This window comes from Embleya sp. NPDC050493, assembly GCF_044458105.1.
Classification (GTDB): Bacteria; Actinomycetota; Actinomycetes; order Streptomycetales; family Streptomycetaceae; genus Embleya.
In genome coordinates, this window is sequence record NZ_JBITHP010000046.1 from 26,169 (window position 1) to 46,427 (window position 20,259).

The 20,259-nt window shown below is 69.2% G+C and carries 8 protein-coding genes and 1 pseudogene; 3 read left to right on the top strand and 6 right to left on the bottom strand.

From position 1 onward, the window contains the following. Positions 1-420: 420 nt before the first annotated feature. Positions 421-7,476, bottom strand: coding sequence for an RHS repeat-associated core domain-containing protein (locus ACIBM5_RS44560; protein WP_396012411.1), 7,056 nt, complete (start codon positions 7,474-7,476; stop codon positions 421-423). 364 nt (positions 7,477-7,840) lie between these two features. On the opposite strand from ACIBM5_RS44560, the gene ACIBM5_RS44565 reads away from it, so the two are divergent. Together ACIBM5_RS44565 and ACIBM5_RS44570 are read left to right on the top strand one after the other, a co-directional pair. Continuing rightward, entirely contained in the window at positions 7,841-12,742 is a 4,902-nt protein-coding gene (locus tag ACIBM5_RS44565) for an FG-GAP-like repeat-containing protein (protein WP_396012412.1), read from the top strand. 932 nt (positions 12,743-13,674) lie between these two features. Then, positions 13,675-14,172, top strand: a complete 498-nt coding sequence (locus ACIBM5_RS44570; RefSeq protein WP_396012413.1) for a hypothetical protein — start codon at positions 13,675-13,677, stop codon at positions 14,170-14,172. Between the two features lie 1,627 nt (positions 14,173-15,799). Here the strand turns inward: ACIBM5_RS44570 and ACIBM5_RS44575 are convergent. The 3 genes from ACIBM5_RS44575 to ACIBM5_RS44585 form a co-directional block, all read right to left on the bottom strand. Continuing rightward, positions 15,800-16,882, bottom strand: coding sequence for a barstar family protein (locus ACIBM5_RS44575; protein WP_396012414.1), 1,083 nt, complete (start codon positions 16,880-16,882; stop codon positions 15,800-15,802). A 182-nt stretch (positions 16,883-17,064) separates the two neighbouring features. Next, positions 17,065-17,265, bottom strand: a complete 201-nt coding sequence (locus tag ACIBM5_RS44580) for a recombinase (RefSeq protein ID WP_396012415.1) — start codon at positions 17,263-17,265, stop codon at positions 17,065-17,067. Beyond that, positions 17,262-17,519, bottom strand: a complete 258-nt coding sequence (locus ACIBM5_RS44585; RefSeq protein ID WP_396012416.1) for a hypothetical protein — start codon at positions 17,517-17,519, stop codon at positions 17,262-17,264. The genes ACIBM5_RS44580 and ACIBM5_RS44585 overlap by 4 nt, the downstream gene beginning before the upstream one ends. Positions 17,520-17,783: 264 nt before the next feature. Between ACIBM5_RS44585 and ACIBM5_RS44590 the strand changes: the two are divergent. Further along, positions 17,784-18,805 (top strand): annotated as a pseudogene (locus ACIBM5_RS44590) (IS30 family transposase). A gap of 68 nt (positions 18,806-18,873) precedes the next feature. On the opposite strand, the gene ACIBM5_RS44595 reads toward ACIBM5_RS44590, so the two are convergent. Both ACIBM5_RS44595 and ACIBM5_RS44600 read right to left on the bottom strand, forming a co-directional pair. Beyond that, positions 18,874-19,272: a tyrosine-type recombinase/integrase gene (locus ACIBM5_RS44595; RefSeq protein WP_396012436.1), complete on the bottom strand. Its 399-nt coding sequence runs from the start codon at positions 19,270-19,272 to the stop codon at positions 18,874-18,876. 673 nt (positions 19,273-19,945) lie between these two features. After that, on the bottom strand, positions 19,946-20,134 hold the full coding sequence (locus ACIBM5_RS44600; protein ID WP_396012417.1) for a hypothetical protein: 189 nt from the start codon (positions 20,132-20,134) through the stop codon (positions 19,946-19,948). Positions 20,135-20,259: the final 125 nt, after the last annotated feature.

Below are 20,259 nucleotides of genomic sequence, written 5' to 3' on the forward strand. Positions count from 1 at the left end.
GCCGAAGGGCATGCGGGTGTTCGTGCGCACGGAACGCCCCCCGGCGCGCAGTCGCGGATATTCACGTCGACGGCAACTGCGGCGTCGCCTTCGTCACCAATATCCGCCGCCCGTCCACACCGGTCGACGTGTCATCGTCCCCCCGCCGAAGCTAAAGCCCTGGGCCCGGCACATCCTCGACGGCATCACCCGGCTCGGGGCTCGAAGGGCCCATGCCATTCGAGCTGTGCCGTAGCAAATCACAGTCGGGAGTTCAAACACGCATCTAACGCTCGACTCCCGATCCAAATCCTTTGCTCGCGCGCCGTCGAACCTCGGCTCTCAACTCCCCCAGCGACGCCGGACGCATCCGGCCAAAATACGGCCGAAAGAACCAACGAATGGCGCTATTCAAGACGTCGTCAAAACCTCCGGCAACTTTCAGTCCGGAAGACCCACGTATCTCTTGGTAATACCTTCGGGAGATACCACCCAGAGCTGAGTCTTTTCCGGCAGCATTGCAGGCAGAGTTCGGTCGCAGACAGTGCAAGCGCCTCCTGGGTAATCCACATAAAGTACCGCTTTGTGAATCCCCGGGTTGATGCGCAGGAATGCAGAAGTATTTCCTTCAACATGTGTTTCAAACCCGGGCCTACTCCCCGGGACACGCACCCCGTTGAAGAGCTTATATTGGTCTGCTTGAGATCGTCCGCCCTGGCTCCCACTGATCATCGGAAGCTGATCGTGACCCACATCAAGAACACCAACAGTGCGATTGGGCTTATCTTTTGGAAGTTGCGATAGAAACGACCCGCAGTTCACATTGTGAACTAGAATCGACGCGCGCCCCGCATATACGTAATAGGTGTGATCGGCATCGACGGTCAAGTCGTGCGTGCGCTGCTGGAGATGGAAAAGCCGCACTGCAGCAACTCCGAGCAGAGTTCCCGTGGAAGACTGCAGCGGTTGGCCGGGTTTGATGTCCCCAGCGTCAACCCACTGCTTCAGGTCCGGCGCCCAGAAGGGGTGATTCGTTGTGGCAATGACGGACGCGTCACCCTGCTCCGTCCTGACTGTGAGGTCGACGAAGTCCTTGTCGTCCTCTGTGGTGACGGCTGCCAGGACACTCCGGGGCTTGGACTCGCCGGTTTCGGGGTCGGTGGCCAGGACTTCGTCGCCGGGTTGGACGTCCTGGATCGGTTTGGACGATCCGTCGGCCATCTGGACTTCGGTGTCGGGGACGAAACTGTGGCAGCCCGCTCGGAGCTTGTTGAAAAGCGCCTGAGTTCCGCCGCCGGTGATGGCCCCGAGGCCCACGTCGGTGAAGCCGTCGATGAGTTGCTGGGCGAGGCTGCGTTTCCCACCCGGGTCCACGGCCTCGCCGACCGCGCTGTAGGTGGCGGCACCGAGGGCCCCGCAGGTCGCGCCGACGGCCACGCCCCCGGCCCCGGCGGTTACTGCGCCCGCGGCACCGGCGGCACCGAAGCAGCCGACTTCCGCGAGGACCGATGCCACCGCGGGTGCCAGCCGCTTCCACATCGGCAGCTCGGGCTTGGGCTTCGGCTTGGGCTTGGCAGCGGTGGGGCAGTTCCCGTGGCACTGGTACGTATAGGTGGGGGCCTCGTAGTCGCTGGTGATCGTCTCTGTGACGGTGATCTCTGTGGTGACAGGGGGCGTGTTGTCCGGGGGCGGGTTCGAGGGGGCGCCGTTCGGTCCGCCGGCTCCGCCCCGGCCGCCGTGGTAGTGCTCGTAGGGGTCGTATTCGGCGAGGCCGGTGGGGTCGCTGGCAGTGGTGGGGTTGTTGCTGCTGTAGGTGTAGCCGTGCATCTGTTGGGCGTCGGTCAGATCCATCAGCGGGTCGACGCTGATGAAGCGGCCCAGGCTGGGGTCGTATTCGCGGGCGCCGACGTGGGTCAGGCCGGTGGCGTCCATGGGCTTGCCGAGGAAGCCCTTGTCGTCGGGCCATTGGCCGTTGGCCTGGGTGGGCTGGGGGCCGCGGGGCTCGCCGAAGGGCTTGGACTGGCGGCGGGTTGCCGTGAGGGTGGCCGCGTCGAGGGTGCTGCCGGGGGTGCCGTGGTGGTCGGCCGTCATGTACACCAGCGCGCCGTTGCCGCTGCGGACGACCGTGGCACCGCCCGCCGTCGGGTAGTGGCGCGTGCCGACGACCGGACCGGACTGGTCGGTGTTGGTGGTGAGTTCGTCGGTACCGAGGTAGAGGGTCGTCTTGCCGGCTTCGCGGCGGATGATGCGGTTGCCGTCGGCGTCGTAGACGTACTCGCTCGTCGTTGTGGCGGAGGCGACCTTGGTGAGCTTGTCCTCTTCGTTCCAGGTGAGGGTCTGGAGGTTGGCGTCGCCGCCGGGGCGGGTCTTGGTATTGCCGGCCGGGTCGTAGGTCAGGCCCGTGGTAATGGCCTCGCGCGTGCCGGTCTTGACCGTGACCGTGTCCAGGCGGTGGGTGCGGTCGGTCGGCTCGGTGCCCGGGCGGTAGCCGTACTCGGTGGTGACGTTCTTCGTCGGGTCGTTGGTGGGGTCGTGCTCGACGAGCTTGGTGCGGTTGCCGACGACGTCGTAGTCGAAGGACTGCCAGTACGGGTCCGGGCCGCCGACCGTGGACGGGGTCGGGGTCTGCGTGGTGCAGCCGCCGATGCCGGGGATGCTGGGCGCGGGAAGCGTGGTGGTACCGGCCGTGTCGGTCCAGGCTTCCTTCAGGCGGCGGTTGGCGTCGTAGGCGAAGCACTGGGTGTCGGTGGTGGTGGCGTCGCGGACGGTTTTGATGGAGGTGACGTCGCCGCTGGGCTTGTAGGTGTAGGCGGTGGCGTCCACCCGCAGGAACGTGGACAGGCCGGTCTGCTTGTCCCAGACAGTGGAGAGCAGGCGGCCGGTGGCCTGGTCGTAGGTGGCGGTGGAGACGGCCTGGCGTGGGCCGGCGCCCAGGTAGGTGCGGATGTTGCGGCCGTGGACGTCGTAGTCGGCGCGGCTCAGGTAGGGGTTCTGGCCGGTGAGGGCGCCGAGTTGGCCGGTGGGCTTGTAGCCGTAGGCGATCTCCTCCTGGGGCAGGCCGCCGTGCGCGGGCAGGTCGGAGTATCTGGGCCTGCCGGTGACGGTCTCGTACTCGGTGGTCGTCTCGTAGACGCCGGCCAGCTTGCCCTCGGTGGCGGGGATGGTGACGCGGGTGCCGGTGGGGCGGTAGGAGTCGGTGTCGAAGCCGGTGATCTCGCTGACGTACCGGTCGCCGGTGGCGCCGCCGACGTAGCGGGTGGAGCCGTCCGGTTGGCCCTTGGCGAGGCGGTCGTAGGACCACGAGGCGAGGAGGTTCGCGGGGTTGGCGGTCTCGCCGCTGTACATGCCGGTCTTGCGGCCGAGTTTGTCGTATTCGTAGTGGAGTTTCTGGTCGCGGGCGTCGGTGGTGCCGACGACGCGGCCGACGTTGTCGTAGGTGGTGTCGGAGGGGCCCTTGTCGGGGTCGGCGGTGTGGATCTTGCGGCCGAGGAAGTCGTAGGTGTAGGTCCAGGTGTTGCCGCCGGCGTCGGTGACCGTCTTCAGTTCCTCGCGGGGGCTGTAGGTGTAGGTGATGGCGGAGAAGTCCGTGCCGGTGGGCTGCGGGGTCCTGTACTCGCGCAGTTCGGTGGGCTTGCCGCGGGCGTCGGAGATCGACAGGGTCGCGGTGCCGCCGGCGGGGGGTGTCACGGCGACCTGGTCGGCGCCCCGGTATGCGGTGCGGGTCTCCCATTGGGGGACGGTGTACGAGGAGAAGGACTCGACGGTCTTGCGGCCCATCCCGTCGTAGGCGACGGAGCTTTGGGCCGGGACCTCGTTGTCCTTGGCGATGAAGAGGGACTTCGTGGGGCGGGTCGTGTCGTCGTAGTAGGGCTGGTTGGTCTTGGTGACACGGCCGAGGCTGTCGTAGAAGGTGTCCGCGATCAGGCGCCCGACGGCGCCGTTGGCGGTGTCGGTCTGGGTCTGGCGGGTGTGCAGGAAGGCGTCGAGGATGTTGTACGACGTCGCGTAGGTTTTGTCGACGCGCATGGTTTTGGTCGTGACGACCGAGGCAGCGGTCTTGTTGACGTCGTAGGCGAATTGCAGGTCGGCGTTGCCGGTCTTGGCGTGTCCGGGTTGCCAGACCGCGATCAGGCGGCCGAGGGCGTCGTATTCCTGCTGGACCACCAAGCCGTTGGCGTCGATGGCCTTGACGGGGAGGTTGCGCGGGCCGGCAAACTCCTTGACCGCCGTCCAGCCGTTGGCGTTGGTGGTGGTCGTGCGGGTGGGCAAGGTGCCCGTGGCGGGCTCGTAGGCGGTGGTGGTGACGTTGTTCTCGGCGTCGGTGGCCTTGATCACGCGGCCGTAGACGTCGTACTCCGACCTACCGGTGACGAGCCAGTGCTGGGCGCCGCCGACCTTGTAGTCGACGACCGCCTCCGTCGCGGTGACGTCGCCGATCGCGCCGACCTGTCCGAACCCGAGTCCGTCGTAGTACGTACGCGACTGGGCGTAGACGGTGTTGTAGGCGGGGACGGTCGCGCAGTCGCCGACGACGGAAACGACCTCCGTGGGTTTGCCGATGATCCACGCGGTGGTGTTGTGCGCGTAGGTCGTGGTGGTGCAGAACGTGTCGAGGTTGTCGGCGAGGTCCGCGACCGTGGTGGGCAGCCCATAGGTGGGGTCGTACGTGGTTTCCTTGCTCGTCTTGCGCCAGCTGTCGTCGGCCAGGAGGCTGCGGTTGAGCGTGCGGTCCGTGCGCGTCATGCGGGCGGTGAGGTCCGGCAGGTTGCGGACGCGTTTGTGGGTCGCGGTGATCGCGGACATCCACGGCCGCGACGAGCTGGTGGCGACGATCTTGTTGCCAACGTCGTTACCGTCGAAGGTCTGCGTCTCGTAGGCGAACCCCGCGAGTTCGTTCGCGTCGGTGATCGCCGTGCCGGCGGCGTCGGTGACGGTGACCGCGCGCTTGGTGCCGTCCTTCTTGACGTCGGCGTCCATGCCGCGCAGGTACAGCGACTTGGACTTCGTCACCTTGTCCGTGCCGGCGCCGGATCGGGTGATCACCTCGGCGTAGCCGCGGTAGTCGTTCCAGGTGCGGCGGTCCTTGGACTTGGGCTTGGACGCCTCTTTGTCCTCGGTGAGTTCGGCGTCGTCGCGGTGCCAGGCCGCGCCGCCGAGGTATTCGTAGGAGGTGGAGCGGGCGGTGGTGTTGGTGGTGGGGTCTTCCTCGGTGACCTGGGCGACGGTGTATTTGTGGAACCAGTGCTGGACGGGTTCGGAGTCGCCGTAGCTCCACCAGACGGGGTAGCAAGCCTTGGTGTTGCTGTCCGGGGTGGGCAGCGTGCTGGGGGCGCATTCGGGGTCGTTGTAGCGGAAGGTGGTGTTTCCGCCGGTCTCGTTGACGATGTGGGTGATGCGGCGTCGGTTCATCGGCGGGGCCATGTCACCGCCGGCGTCGACGCGGTTGGGCATGAAGGCGCCGGTGAAGTCGACGGAGGGCATGTCGATCTTCTTGGTGCCGTCGTAGCCGGTGTGGGTGATCGAGTTGAGCCACAGGGTGGCGGTGGAGCCGTCCTGGGGGTCGGGGTAGTCCTGGTCGAGCGTGTATTCGTCGACCGTCTGGTAGGCGGCGCCGACGCGGGCCTGGGTGACGATCTTGGTGAGGCGGCGGGTGGAGAAGAACGTCTGGCCGTACTGCTCGCAGGTGCCGGTGGCGGCGCAGACCTTGTCGACGGGCACGTCGGGCCATTTGGTCGCGTTGGCCTTGGTCATCTTGGCCGGGTCGCAGTCGAAGCCGTCCTTCTTCAGGCAGCGCTCGGCCGTGTCGAAGAGGACCTGGGCGGTGGGTTCGGTGGTGTCGGTGGTCTTGGAGCCGTAGGTGATCCTGGCGAGGGTGCCGCCACGGGTGTAGGGGGTGAGGGTGCCGGAGCCGACGAGGACTGCGCCGCGGGTGTAGTTGTTCTTCTCCTCGTTGTAGATGAAAGTGACCAGGCCGCCGCGGGCGTCGACGACGTGGTCGAGGTTCCAGCGCCAGGCCTGTTGGCACCAGGAGGCATCGAAGCCGGAGGGCTTGTTGCAGGGTTCGCCGGTGTCGTTGCCGTAGACGGGCGCGGTCCAGGTGGCGTTGGTGGCGGGGCCGGTGTTGTTACTGCCGGGCTTGTGGCCGGCGCCGAAGTGGTACTGGACGCCGTCGGTGGTGATCAGGCGCCAGTGTTCGCCGTCGTCGTCGCCGTTGTTCGCGCCGGTGAGGAGTTCGATGCGGGAGCCGTCGTCCTCCTGCAGACGCCAGGTGTTGGCGACGTCGTCGCGCAGGAGGGTGGAGGAGCGGCCGTTGAGGGACAGGGTGAGGGAGTTCTGGTTCGACCAGCACTTCTCACCGGACTTGTCCTGGCCGTCCTTGGCGCACGCCTGGTAGGAGCGTTCGACGAAGCCGGGCGAGTAGTCCCAGCCCTCGCCGACCCACGACGCCTGGTTGTTGGTGGAGGTGCCCTTGCCGTCGACCGCGCCGGAGTTGTAGGCGAGGCTGACCTGGGGGGCGGTGCCGCCGATCGCGGGCGGGACCGGGATCGGGTGACTCCAGTTCATCGAGCCCGAGTTGCCGCCGGCGGTCCACGAGCCCGAGGGGGTCAGGGACGTGGCGGTGAAGTCGCCGGAGGGGGCCGCGTCCGCGGCGGCGGCGGCCAGCACCGTGCGGCCCGCGGCGGGCGCCGCGCCCGAGCGGGCGGTGGGTGCCGCGGTCGCGGCGAGGTCGACGTCGGCGGCGACGGTGTGGGCGCGGGCGTCGTTGCGGGATGTGGCGAGCGGGGTCCTGGTGCGGCACTGCGGGAGCTCGGGAGTGGTCAGCGCGCACTCGGGCAGCGCGAACAGGGCCAGGCGCGTGGACCAGTCCGCGCCGAAGGCGTCCCGGAACGCGGCGTAGTCGAGCGAGACGGTGACCCGGCCGGTGTCGGTGCGGCCGTCCGCGCGGGCGACGCTCAGCAGGACGCCGTCGACGCCCGCGCGGTCGGTGGCGGTGCGGTCGGCGACGGTGACCTTGACCCTGGCCGGCGCGGCGGCGGTGTTCGGCGCGGCGGGGGCGCGGGTGCGGAACGGGGCCGGGGCTGCGCCGGGGGTGGTGATCCGGATCGGGCCGCCGTCGACGCGGCCGTCGGAGGGGGCCGCGTACAGGGCCGCGATCGCGGACGAGCGCGGGGTGGTGGTCTCGGTGGCGGGGACGGCCTCGGTGTCCAGGGGTCTGGGCCACTGGGTCTTCGCGGGCTTCCATGCGGCGTGTCCGTCGCCGGCGGGGGTCTGGATCCGCGGTTTGGGGGCGGTGGTTCCGGAGACGGGTTTGGTGTGGGGCAGTTCGCCCGGGGATGCGGTGGGCATGGAGTCGTCGGTGACGATCCAGGAGGGCTGTGCCTGCGCGGGGCCGACGGCGGCCAGGAGGGCGAACACCGTGCCGACCATGACCGCGCCTCGGGTCCTCCTCCACGCGTGTCCGGTCCTGCCGCCGGTCCCCCACGTCCGTACGCCCATGCCAGCCACCCTGCGTCCCGCCGTTCCCGCCCCCGAGGAACGGGCGAAAGAGCAAATGAGAGGCGCAGGCTATGGGCCAAGTGCTTTGTTGACAATGAGAGTTCCGGATGTGGAAGTGATTTGGATCACTACAACGAAAAGGTGCTGCGGATGGTCGTGGGGCCGTGAGAAGTCGCGATCATCCCTTGCATCCGAAACGCATGCCAGCGCAAATGACGGATGGTGATCGCTCGATTGCGAGCGGGGAGCGTGTGAGTCGGGTCACAGAAACTTATTGGTTGTGATCACTCGCCGTGACCCGCTACTTTCCCTCCGCCTATGCGCAGTCGCGCCGGGCTCCCCGGCCTTGCAAGGAGCAGCCGCGATGGGGCTTCCACCCCGCCACGCCCGAATACGTCCCCGAGTCCCGGCCGCCGTGTGCACTCTGGTCGGCCTCGCCCTCACGTGCGGCGTGCTCGCCCCCGCCGCCGGCGCCGCTGCCCCCGGCGCCTCCGGGAACACCCGGGCCTCCGCCGCTCCCCGGGCATCCGGGGCTGCGGGGGGCTCGTCGGGGGCGAATGCCGCGGGCACTTCGACGGAGCCCGCTCCGCCGGGCAGGCCGCCGGCGCAGGCCGAGGAGAGCGCGGCCGCGTTGGCGCAGCGCACGGGAACACCCGTGGCGGTCCCGTCCCGAACCACCGAGACCGACACCGTCACCGCGATGCCCGACGGCACGTTGTCGCTCAAGCGCACGGTCGAGCCGTCGCGGACGAACAAGACCGGGGCCTGGGTCGACCTGGACCCGACGCTGAGGGTCTCCGCGGACGGGAGGGTGCGGCCAGCCTCCACCACGGGGGACCTGGTCCTGGGTGGTGGCGGGGACAACGTGCTGGCGTCGATGACCAGCGAGGGGCGCATGCTGGCGCTGACCTGGCCGACGATGTTGCCCCGTCCCGTGCTGGCGGGGGCGGGGGCGCTGTATCCGGGGGTCCTGCCGGATGTGGACCTCCAGGTCACCGCTACCGGGCAGGGCGGTTTCTCCCACACGCTGATCGTCAAGACCGCCCAGGCCGCGGCGAATCCCCTGCTCGCGTCGCTCAAGGTCGGTACCTCCACCCGGGGCGTCGCCCTGGTCGCCGACGCCGACGGATCCCTGGTCGCCCGCGCCGACGACGGAAGCGCCGCGTTCCGCGCCCCGACACCCACCATGTGGGACTCGCGCACCACCCCCACCCCCCACTCCGGCTCCGCCTCCGGCTCCGGCTCCGGCTCCGGCTCCGGAAACACTCCCGCGGCCGGGTCCACGCTCGCCGCGGGGGCGGGGGGGGACGCGCCCGAGGGCACGGCAGGCGTTCCGCAGATCGACCTGGTGTCCACGCCCGGGGGCCCGGGCGTGTTCGCGCGCACCGCGGACCTGGGCACGACGGTGGGCCCGGGATCGCTGACGTTGACGGCGAACGCGAGCATGCTCGCGTCGGCCGAGACCGTCTTCCCCGTGTTCATCGACCCCAGTTGGACGCCGGTGCGCAAGAACTCCGTCATGTGGAACTGGGTCCAGGAGGCGCACAAGGGCACGCCCGGGCGCAGCAACACCGGCAACTTCCAGCCCGGTGTGGGCTATCAGCAGTGGCCGCCGGACGAGACGGGCCTGGAGCGATCGTTCTTCCGCGTGCCGATCGCTCTGGACGGCAAGGTCGTCAAGTCGGCGACGTTCAACGTCAAGCAGGTGTACTCCGCAGTTTGGGAGTGCGAGAAGAACCCGCAGCCGGTGTACCTCAAGGAGGTCTCCGACACCCTGACCGAGCAGACCAACTGGTACAACCAGCCCGCCGTCGTCTCGCAATGGGCCGCCGGTTCGTTCACCGGTTCCAACACCGACGCCAAGTGCGGGGACAAACTCCTCGACTTCGACGTCACGAGCCAGATCTCCGCGCGCACCCACTGGAGTTGGGTGACGTTCGGTCTGTACGGCAACGAGGCCAAGAACAGCGGCAACAACGGGTTCAAGCGCGTCTCCCGCGAGGCCGCGGACACGTTCCTGTCGGTGGTCTACAACACCCGCCCCAACCCGCCCTCCAACCTGCGCACCGACCCCGCCCCGGCGGGCGACGCCGGGTCCGGCAAGTGCGGGTACATCGGCCGCCTCGACCCCCAGGGGGGCCGGCTGGATCTGATGGCGAATCGCAACGACCCCGACGGCGACGACGGGGACCTGTGGTTCGCCCTCAACGACCTGAGCGACGGCGGAAAGGAGGTGTGGAACAGCGGCTGGGTCGCGTGGGGGCAGAACGGCGCCACCGGCCACGGCTACGTCCCCGCGAGTGTGCTGGTGCCCGGGCACGACTACCGGTGGAGCGTCAAGGGCGGCGACGGCAACGGCGGCATGGAGTCCGCCTGGTCCGACAGTTGCGTCTTCACCGTGGACGGCACCGTCCCGGAGGTCGCCTCGGTCACCAGCACCGACTATCCCGAACACGGCGGCGGCAACCACGCCGACGGCAAGGGCACGTTCACCGTCACCGCCTCCGACACCGGATCCGGCGTGGACCGGGTCGAATACGTGCTCAACGCGAGCATGCCCGTCGGGAACGCGAACCAGGCGGTGTGGAACGAGTCCGAGCGGACGTGGAAGATCGTCGACCTGCCGGTCGGCGAGTGGTCCACGAGCACGCTCACCGTGCGCGCCGTCGACCGGGCCGGCAACCGCACCCAGCCCTACCTGTACCAGTTCTTCGTACCCGGCAACCCGAACGCCACCCGCACGCTGGGCGACATCAGCGGCGACGGCCGCGTCGACATGCTCACCGTCGCCGACAACGGCGACCTGGTCATGTACGACCCCGGCACCGACCCCAGCGCCGGCGGACGCCTGACGTCGATGGCCGCGAACGCCCCCGCGAACCCCGTGACGGGCGCGACGACCTGGACCGGGACCGTCCTCGCGCACCGCGGCGGCGCCGGCAGCCGCGACGACCTCCACGTCTTCGACGGCACCACCGTGCGGACCTACTACAACGACGAGCGGCCCGCCCCGCCCGCACCCGGCCAGACCACCCCACGCACCCAGTTCTACGTCTCGGGCGAGAACGTCGAAACCAATCGCCCGCGCCGATGCGTGGCGGGCTCCCTTCCCTGCCCGGCGAGCATCTCCTTCGACGCGCAGGGTTGGACCCACATCACCCAACTCGTCGCGCCCGGCGACGTCGACGGCGACGGGAACCTCGACCTGATCACCGTCGAGAACGGCGCCCTGCTGCTGTTCCCGGGCAACGGCACCCCGGGACAGTACAAGTCCACCGCGTACCTGTTGGGCACCGGGGACTGGACCCAATACGACGTCGTCGCGCCCGGCGACGTCACCGGTGACGAGCGCCCCGACCTGTGGGCCCGCGACCGCCGCGACGGCAAGCTCTACCTCCACCCCTCCAGGAAGACCCCCACCGGCACCGACCCCACCGCCCTCGCCGACTTCGCCACCCGCGTGGAGATCGCCACCGGCATGACCCTTGCCGCCTACCCCCGGATCCACGCGGACGGCGACCTCAACGGCGACGAACGCGCCGACCTGTGGGCCGAGGGCCCCGGCGGGAGCCTCTACCTCATCCTCGCCAACGAACCCGCCAGCGCCACCAGGTTCGCCGACCCGCGCCTGCTCGCGAACAGCACCACCCCCCAGACCACCTGCCAACCCTTCCCCTCCGCCACCCAACGCACCACCCCGAACGCGGTCAGCCTGTGCGGACCCGTCCTCGCCAAATACCTCGCCTCCGGGGGCCTGACCGGCGAACTGGGCTACCCCGTCACCGGGACCGTCCGCGACGCCGACGGCGTCGGCTGGTGGGCCGACTTCGAAGCCGACAGCCACAACGCCACCGCCGCCGCCTCCATCAACTCCTCCCCCTACACCGGTGTGTGGATCGTCCGCGGCAGCGTCCGCGACAAATGGCTCGCCGGCGGCGGCACCCGAGGCGTCCTCGGCTACCCCATCAGCGACGAGACACCCATCGTCGACGGCGCCGGCACCCGACACGGCGCGATCAGCCGCTTCGCCGGCACCCCCGCCACCGGACCGGGCGCCATCACCGCCGGCGACGCTGGCGTCCACGAACTCCACGGCGACATCTACCGCCGCTGGCAAGCCCTCGGCGGCCCCCGCGGCATCCTGGGCATGCCCTCGACCGACCAGATCAACACCCCCACCAAACCGGGCGCCTACACCCACTTCCGCTTCCTCGGAGCCACCGCCAACCACGCCTCCATCTACTGGTCCGCCACCACCGGCGCCTGGTCCGTCCAAGACAACAACCGCGACCGCTGGGCCGCACTCGGCTGGGAGAACGGCTACCTCGGGTTCCCCACCACCGACGAACTCGACATCGCCGCCGGCAAACGCTCCACCTTCCAGGGCGGCTACATCCACGGCAGCACCTACGCCGCCACCATCGACGTCGCCTTCGCCAACAACCGCCTCACCACCGCCGGCGACTTCACCGGCGACGGCCGCCCCGACCTCGTCTCCGTCGACACCAACGGCTCCCTGTGGCTGCGCGCCGCCACCCCCGACGGCACCGCACTGCAGGCCCCGATCGGCATGTGGCACGACCTGCGGTTCAAGAACGTACGCGCCGTCACCGCGGGCGACTTCACCGGTGACGCGAAGGCCGACCTCGTCGCGCTGGGCAACGACGGCGTCATGATGCTGTACCGGGGCGTCGGCGCCGGAAACCCGGGCGACGCGTTCCTCGCGCTCGACGCGAACGCCCCCGACCGCACCATGTGGCCCGACACCAAGTTCTGGGACGCCCGCCTGATCGTCGCCGGCGACTTCACCGGCGACGGGAAAACCGACATCGGCGTGCTGTGGCAGGGCGGCAACATCACCGTCCAGGCCGGCGACGGCACCGGGAAACTCGGCCCCGGCGAAATCGCCTCCGTCCCCGGCTACTTCGGTTTCACCGACGCCACCCACCTGTTCGCCGGCGACTTCACCGACGACGGCAAACCCGACCTCGGCGTCATCCGCACCGGCGGTGCCATGTACGTCCACCCCGGCGACGCCGCCGGACACTTCACCGACACCACCGGCGCCATCGCCTCACTCACCGGCACCGACTTCCACGACGCACGCCAAGTCTTCACCGCCGACTTCACCGCCGACGGCAAAAGCGACCTCGGCGTCGTCTGGCCCAACGGCAGCATCTGGACCCACCCCCACGACCCCCAAGGCCACATCCTCAAAACCGGCAACCAACTCGCAGCCCGCGACACACCCCCCGCACTCCCCTAACCCCCCACCCACCACACCCGACCACCACAACCAGCCACCACAACGACCACACCACCGCGGCCCCGCACCCCCCACGCAGTGCGGGGCCGCGCCACACCCGGACCACCCCTCGGGACACGACACACGACCCGACCACGCGTGTCGACCGCGCGTTCCGACAGGCACGGGTCGTAGGCCACGCGCCGCACGCGCACCGCGGCGCCCTGGACGCGCAACCACTCGCCGACCTGCCCCGAGGATCGACCTCCGTCGGGACGCCCGGGCCCGGTGGGGAGCGGCGGCAGGGGACTCTCCGTCGAGGCGGCGGGTTCCACCGGCGCGCCGTGGTGGTGGGTACCACCAGGATGCGCGGCGGCGACGTCGTCGCGACGGGAACGTTCACGAACGGGTTCCGCGGTTCGGAGTCCGAGTCCGCACAGCCCGCCGTCGCGAATCCGATCACGACCGCGGCCACCACTGTCCTGCCCAGCACAATGCCCGCCCCTCGCCACACAAGGACGCTCACGGTAGCGGGGTGGGTTCCGTCACAGGGCCCGATCGGCGCATCTCAGCGGCCCCTTCTCGCGTCTCCCCCTCGCCGGTGACTGCTCTGGCTGCCACGGCCCTCACCGCCACGATCAACACACCCCTCTCGTGCCGAGCCGGGTCGGGAGCAACGTCACGTGCGCGGTTCGGGCGCCGGTCCGGCTTCGATCGAGGCCTTCCATCGCCGGGTCGGTGACCGCCGGTCAGCTCGATCCCGAATGCTCCCGGCGGTCACCCGAGGTGTGCGGCAGTAAACGATCGAATTCAGGAAACGATCGAGAAATCGAGACAAGATCGGAGCCCGCTGACGATTCTCTGGCAACTCCTGCCCGCAGCTTGCATTCTTGTGCCAACCAACGGTGACGAGCACTCGTTGGGCAGCATCGTCACGCCATCCTGGAGGAGCCGTGAGGAAACCCGGAATTCTTGCCGCCTTGATCCTGGCGCTCGTCGCCGTGCTGAGCCCCTTCTCGACCGCACAGGCAGCACAGGAACCCGCTCCACCCGACGTCGTCGTCCAACCCGGCACCACCCTGCAGCCTGCGGTTCCCGTTCCTACGAGTACGGCCCGCACTGACGAAGCCTGCAGCCAGATCTTCGGGCCGGACGGTCCGGCCGACGCTACCTACCTGTGCGGAACCAGAGTTCAACCGGTCGGGTGGTCAGACGGGCGGGTCGAGTTCTTTCTCATCGGAACCGACCGCCAGGTGTGGCACAGCTATCAGTACAGCACGGGTGGGGCATGGTCCACCTGGGGCACCCTCGGCAACAGCCACGACGTGCGCGACGGCGTCGAGGCGTGGTTCTCGGGCGCGGATCTCGTCGTGCAGGTACTCGGCGGAGACAACCGGTATTGGTGCAACGTCTACAGCGGCGGCTGGAGCAATTGGCACGTCTGCACCTGATCGGTCCGCCGTTGTCGGCGTCGCGTGAATCGTGCTCCACTTTCGGCGGATGAAAAGTGACCCTCTTCGTGATCTTGTGATCAGTCTGGCTCCTGGGGAGTCAGGAGGAAGAGGTGATCGAGGTGGAGGACTGGGCCGAGATTCGGCGACTCCATCGTGGCGAGGGCATGTCGGTGCGGGGTATCGCCACACCTCCACCGGCATCCGCGCCACCACGGTACGCACGTCCCCGTCGGTCCCCTCCCACTGCTCCGACCAGTACTGCGGCAACGCATCGACCCAGGCCTCGTGCAACACCTTCGCGCCGACACCGTCGTCCATCCCGCCCCCTTCCCCGAACCCCCACGCCCCAACACGACGACCCTCCACACGCCCGCACGCACACCCGCCCGTTCGCGCAGGCGGCCGCACCACCGCACCGCACCGGAACCGGCGGGTGCGAAGCATAGCCGGCGCCACCGACACCCGGCGTCGGACCGCAGGGCTCCTCCCGGAGGTCGTTGTCGGTGGCCGCGCAGGCGAGAACCGAGAACGCGTGTAGGCCGCGCATCCTCGCCCAGGACGACGAAGAACTGTGTCCGGTCCGCGCGTTCCGAGACTGGCGCGCGGTACTCGCCGCCCACGACCAACCCATGACCGGGCCGCTGGTCCGCCGGATCGACAAGCACGGCCGGATCGGGGATGCCGCCTCCGGCCGCAGGCCGAAGGACCCGCGCCGCGCGGGCGGGGTGTCCGCCGAGACGATCCGCGCGATCATTCGGGACGCGGCCGAGCGCGCCGGGCTCAACCCGCGCCCCGAAGCCGAGGAAGCCAAGCCGCCGCCGCGGCCCGCGCCCGCGCCGCGGAGGATGTCGCGCTCGCGGCGGCCGTCACCCACGCCGAGCAGGACGCGATCCTGGCCGCGCGCCGGCGCCGCGAACGCGCGGCCAGGCAGAACTACCGCCGCGTCACCGGGCACCCTCGCCCTCGCGGACGCCGAGTTTCGCACCACCCTGCCCCGCCCGGTGATACGGACGTCCGGGGTAGGGGCGTTGCGCCCGGTTCACGCGACCGGCGGGTGGGTCGCCGCGGTCGGCCGGTTGTCTCCGGAGGTGGGGGCGTCACTCGGCTGCCGACGAGCGATGACTGCCTTCGTCAGGGCGCGCCTGCCTGTTGGCGTGCTCGGCCGAGGCCAACGCAGTCTTGGCTTGCCGCAGGCTGACGCCCGCCGCGGCCAGAGCCACAACCCCGGACCCGGGGCCACCCACATCTCCGCACCCATGGAAGGAACTTGGCGGAGTTGCCCGACATCGCCGACGTTGGCGAAAGCACCGCGTTCACCGCGCCGAACTCGCCCGGGGACTCGGCGTCGGGAACGGCGCTGGACGCGAATTCGTCGGCGGCTCCGGGCTCGGAGCAGGGTCACCACCGTGGTCGCCGGGCACCACGCCATCTTCTCTCGGAGGCAGTCTCGACACACGCGCCGACATCGCCGCAGGCACGTGGGCCCAGGGGCTCAGTCGGTCCTCGTTGGTTGACGCCTTTACGGGATCTGCTTGAGGTACGTGGTGCTTCTCTGCACTCCACCCGAAGGCGTGAATGGAGCGTGTAGCCGTGTCGGCGGAGCGCCGCACCGGGTGGATGCGGTTCACGCCAGAGTGACGTTCATGCCGCCCTCGGCCAGGACTTGGAGAGCCTCGGCGAAGAGGTCGTACCGCTGACCATTCGGAGTCAGCCGCTGGGACAGGTGCGCGCGTGCGGTCCCGGCGTTCCGCCAGAGCAGGGTTGCCGGGGCGGTGTAGCCGAACGTGCCGCCCAGGCAGTCGTCGAGGGCATCCAGGCAGCCGCCGAAGTAGCCGCCTGGACCGTTGACGGCCTCGCCGAGCGCCAGGTACAAACCAGGCTCATCGGTGATGTTCCGGCCGTCGAGTTCGTAGGCATGACCGGCTGCCCGACCATGATGAGTACGCCGACAGGCCCGCTGCTGGACGAGGTCCAGCCACGCCCCGCGTTCGCGGGTGCCCATGCCCGTCCAGGCGGCCGGCGCCTCCGGTGGCCCCGTGAACCACCGCTCCCAGATCGGTCGGGCGTGCTCGGGAACCAGCGTGTGGTACCTCCCGAGTTCCAGGTCGATGAGACCAATCCCGTGCGGGGACGGGCCCCAGGCTTCGACTTTCGCCCACAGGACGCAGTCGACCAGCGGGTCGCCCCGGTCGTCCTTGATCTCCAAGGAGACTTCCTCGAGGTCCAGGGCCTTGCGGGTGCCCTTCGCCAACACCGCCCGCAGTTCATCACCTGGGGCGAGCCCGCGCAGCACGAGCGGCGGCAGCGCCCGGACGGTCGGCAGTACGCGGGTGAACTCCCGGCAGGAGCCCAGCCACCGGTGCCCGTCGTGCGCACGAACGGGTCCTCGGTATCCCTCGGGCGGCCCTTCGTAGTCGTCCTCGCCGGCGAGGACGAGACTGCCTGTCTTCGGAAGGGGCCGGAGGGTCTCGGCATCCCCGAGCAGCCAGGGGTCGAGCGTCCCGTCTTCCGGTACCAGCCACGCCCGGGGTCCGACCCAGCCGTGCGGCCCGGCTCCTTCCGGTACCCAGCCGAACAGCTCGTAGGTTCCCCGCGCGGGTTCCGTGAACAGCCCGTCCACCACGGAGCACACACCCCACGTGCGGCCGTGCTCGGTGTCCGTCAGCGTGAACCGGCTGCGCCCACGATGATCCCTGTCCTCATCCACGAGGGAATCATGCCCGGACCAGCTGTTGCACAGAAGCGTGCCCCCGGTCGAGGCGTCGCACGGCCGCGCACACTTGTCAGCGTGGGGTTGAACTCCTCGGGTCGGGTTCAATGACAACCTGCGACCGACTTCCGGGCTCAGACGGTGATCGTCCTTGCCGAGGTGTAGACGCGTCGTGGCCGTCACCGGTCACTCCTTCGGATCGTGGGCAGGCCGAGCTCGACTGTGGGGCGCTGCAGGAGCCGTTCGGCTTCGGAGCGTTTGGCCTGGCGGAAGGCGAGGGTTTGGTTGATGCCGTCGATCTCGCCGAGCCAGCCTTCGGCTTCGGCCTTCATGCGGCGAAGGGCCAGGTCCTTCTCCAGTTCGTCGAGTCGGGGGATCATTTTGGGGTTGACCTGGAGGGCCGGGCAGCGGATGCAGGCGTGCTCGTGCTGACACGGTGTCCGTAGGGGCGGGCGCAGTTACCCAGTTCGACCTTGCGTTTCTCGAAGTGCTCCTCGAACTCGGCCCACTCTTCGGGTGTGACGGTGACGTACTCGCCATCGGGTCGCAGCGAACGCCGGTGGTCCAAAAACCGTTGGTAGTGGTGGACGACGTCCTCGGAGAAGACCGCGACGTAGCCCTGAGTGGTCTGCAAGCACAGGTGTCCCAGCAAGGCGGGTATGGATCGGCAGTGTCGCTGGTTCCTGAAAACTGACCCCCAGGAGGCTCTTGGGTTCTAACGCTTGTCGCAACACTCTTTGATCATGATGGGTGTGTCGATGGCGAGGCGGGGCAAGAAGCGCAGGCTGGACCTCGAGGCCGAGTACTGGCGTCGGGTACGGGCACGGTTGAGGCGTGCAGACAGCTGGGGATCGGCCGGAAGACCGGCTACCGCTGGAGGGCGGAGAGCGGTGGCGTCGTGCCGGTTCACCTCCCGGAGGTATCCCGCTCGGACCGCTACCTCTCGCTGCCGGAACGCAAGCGGATCGCCACCCTGCGCGAACGTGGCCTGGGGATCCGCGAGATAGCCGGACGGATCGGCCGGGCGCCGTCGACGGTCAGCCGGGAACTGCGCCGTAACAGCCGTTCGCACGACGACGGCATCTACGACGCCGACCTGGCCCACCAGCGTTCCAGGGAGCGCTTCCGGCGCCTGCGGCGAGTCAAACTTGCGGCCGATCCCGCGCTGAAGGCCGAGGTCCAGGCCAGGCTCAACCAGGACTGGAGCCCCGAACAGATCGCCGCCCACCTCCGTCGCCTCTGGCCCGACCGGCCTGAGCGGCATCTGTGCCACGAGACCATCTACCGCTCCCTCTACCAAGGCGTCAGAGGCGGCCTGAGCAGGACGTTGACCAAGAGGCTCCGCACTGGTCGGCCCCTGCGCAAACGACGTCGACGCTCGGAACAGCGGGCCGCCCGCTTCATCGTCCCGCCTGTCCTGATCGACCACCGGCCGCCGGTCGTCCGGCTGCGGACGCGTCTGGGCGACTGGGAGGGCGACCTCATCGTCGGGCCCGCAGCCAGTCCGCGGTGGCCACTCTCGTCGACCGCCGCACCCGCTACCTCCGCCTGGTCGCCCTGCCCGACGGGCATGCCGCCGTCCACCTGCGCGACGCGCTCATCGCTGCCTTCGGCACGCTGCCCGAACACGCCCGTCAGACGCTCACCTGGGACCAGGGATCCGAGATGGCCCGTCATCACGAACTCGCCCCGTACTTCACCGACGGCGTCTTCTTCGCCCACCCCGGCAGCCCCTGGCAGCGCGGCACGAACGAGAACACGAACGGGCTGATCCGCCAGTACCTGCCCAAACGCACGAACCTCTCCCTCCACACCGCCGACGACCTCCGCGAAATCGAAGACCGGCTCAACAACCGACCCCGAAAGGCCCTCGGCTGGCAAACCCCGGCACAGGCATTCGCCGCCGCACTGACACCATGAGCCCTGCAACGTTGCGACGATCGCGCGAATCCGCCTTAGAACCCAAGGACCCGCAGGGGGTCAGTTTTTCAGAGAGCGTTGACAGGCAGGCCGCCGTTGACGACCTCGGTCGCGAAGAGCCGCCGGAAGTCGTGTGGGGTGAAGGTGGCATCGGCGAAGTCCGGAATGGTCCGACCGAGCTCGGCGCAACTGGCTTGGAGCATCCGCACGATAGTGCCGTGGTTGATGACCGCCCGGGAGGCCCCCATCTTGCGCTGGAACAAGAAGGGCAGGGGCGCGGACCAGGTGCGCTCGTGTGAGTCGTAGCGCGTGATCAGCGGAATCGTCCGGCTGGTGCCGGCGTGTCGGCGAACGACCTCGGCCAGGACGTGGAACACCTCCGCCGACATGGGGATGACCCGCTCTCGGTCAGTCTTGGACGGCGCGATGACCAGGAGCGCGATGACCTCGCCGTTGGGGCGGTTGATACTGCCGGATGCTCAGGTGGGTGAGCTCGCAGAGTTCTTCGATCCGGATGCCGGTGTGTCGCAGCGTCTGGACGATGACCCACTTCCCAGAAGGCGCTGTCTTCGGCCTTGGTGAGGTCGAGAATCGCGCCGGTTGGGGTCTGGATGCGCACCCGCGGGTCTTCACCACGCGCTTCCCTGCGTTGCGCATCACGAGAGGTCGTGCGCTGGTAGAGCTGCGAGTCGTCCCTGAACTGCCCACCGAGCGGGACCTGTTCGGCCGGCGCCAAGAGTCCGCGATAGCGGAGGTACCGGTCCTCGGTGTGGGCCAGGAGCGCGGGTAGGAGCGGCTGGCGGACGCGGGTGCGGTCGGCCATCCGCTGGTTGATCGCGCGCCGTCGCTTCGCGAAGCCTTTCAAGTCCCGCAGGGTCCAGGAGCAGACCGAGGCCGGGCCGTCCTGGTGCCGGGGCATGGTCGCCGACTGTCCGGCGCGTTAGGTCCTTGGTGCATGAACGTGGAACGGTTCCGAACCGCGCGGGCGATGCGGTTCGGAACCGTTCTCGTGTCGTCACGCGGGCCCGGCGGAGGGGACGGCCGGGCCCGTGAACGAGGTCAGGCCTGCTCGCCCCGGCGGATGCGATCCACGATGGTCTCGATCTCCCGGTCGAGCAACAGGTCCATGGTCGCCACGAGTTATGGGTCCAGGTCCGGGAGCAACAAGCCGGGGACGAGATCGCGCAGGCCGATGTGCCGGCCGGGGGTGTGGAAGCCTTCGAGGCGTTCGACGACGAACGCGTCCAGGTTGGTTTTCAGAACGCTGTTGACGGAGTCGAGCGCGGGGTCCGGCGACTGTTCGGCGACGTGTCGCAGTCGGCGGTGCATCGCCCGGTGTTCCTCGTCGGAACGAGCTGCGGCATCCTCGGTCATCACGGCCCGGCAGGTGTGACCGTCGTCGTCCGTCCATTGTCGAAAGACTCGACGACTGCCTGTCCCCGCAAGTGGCGGCC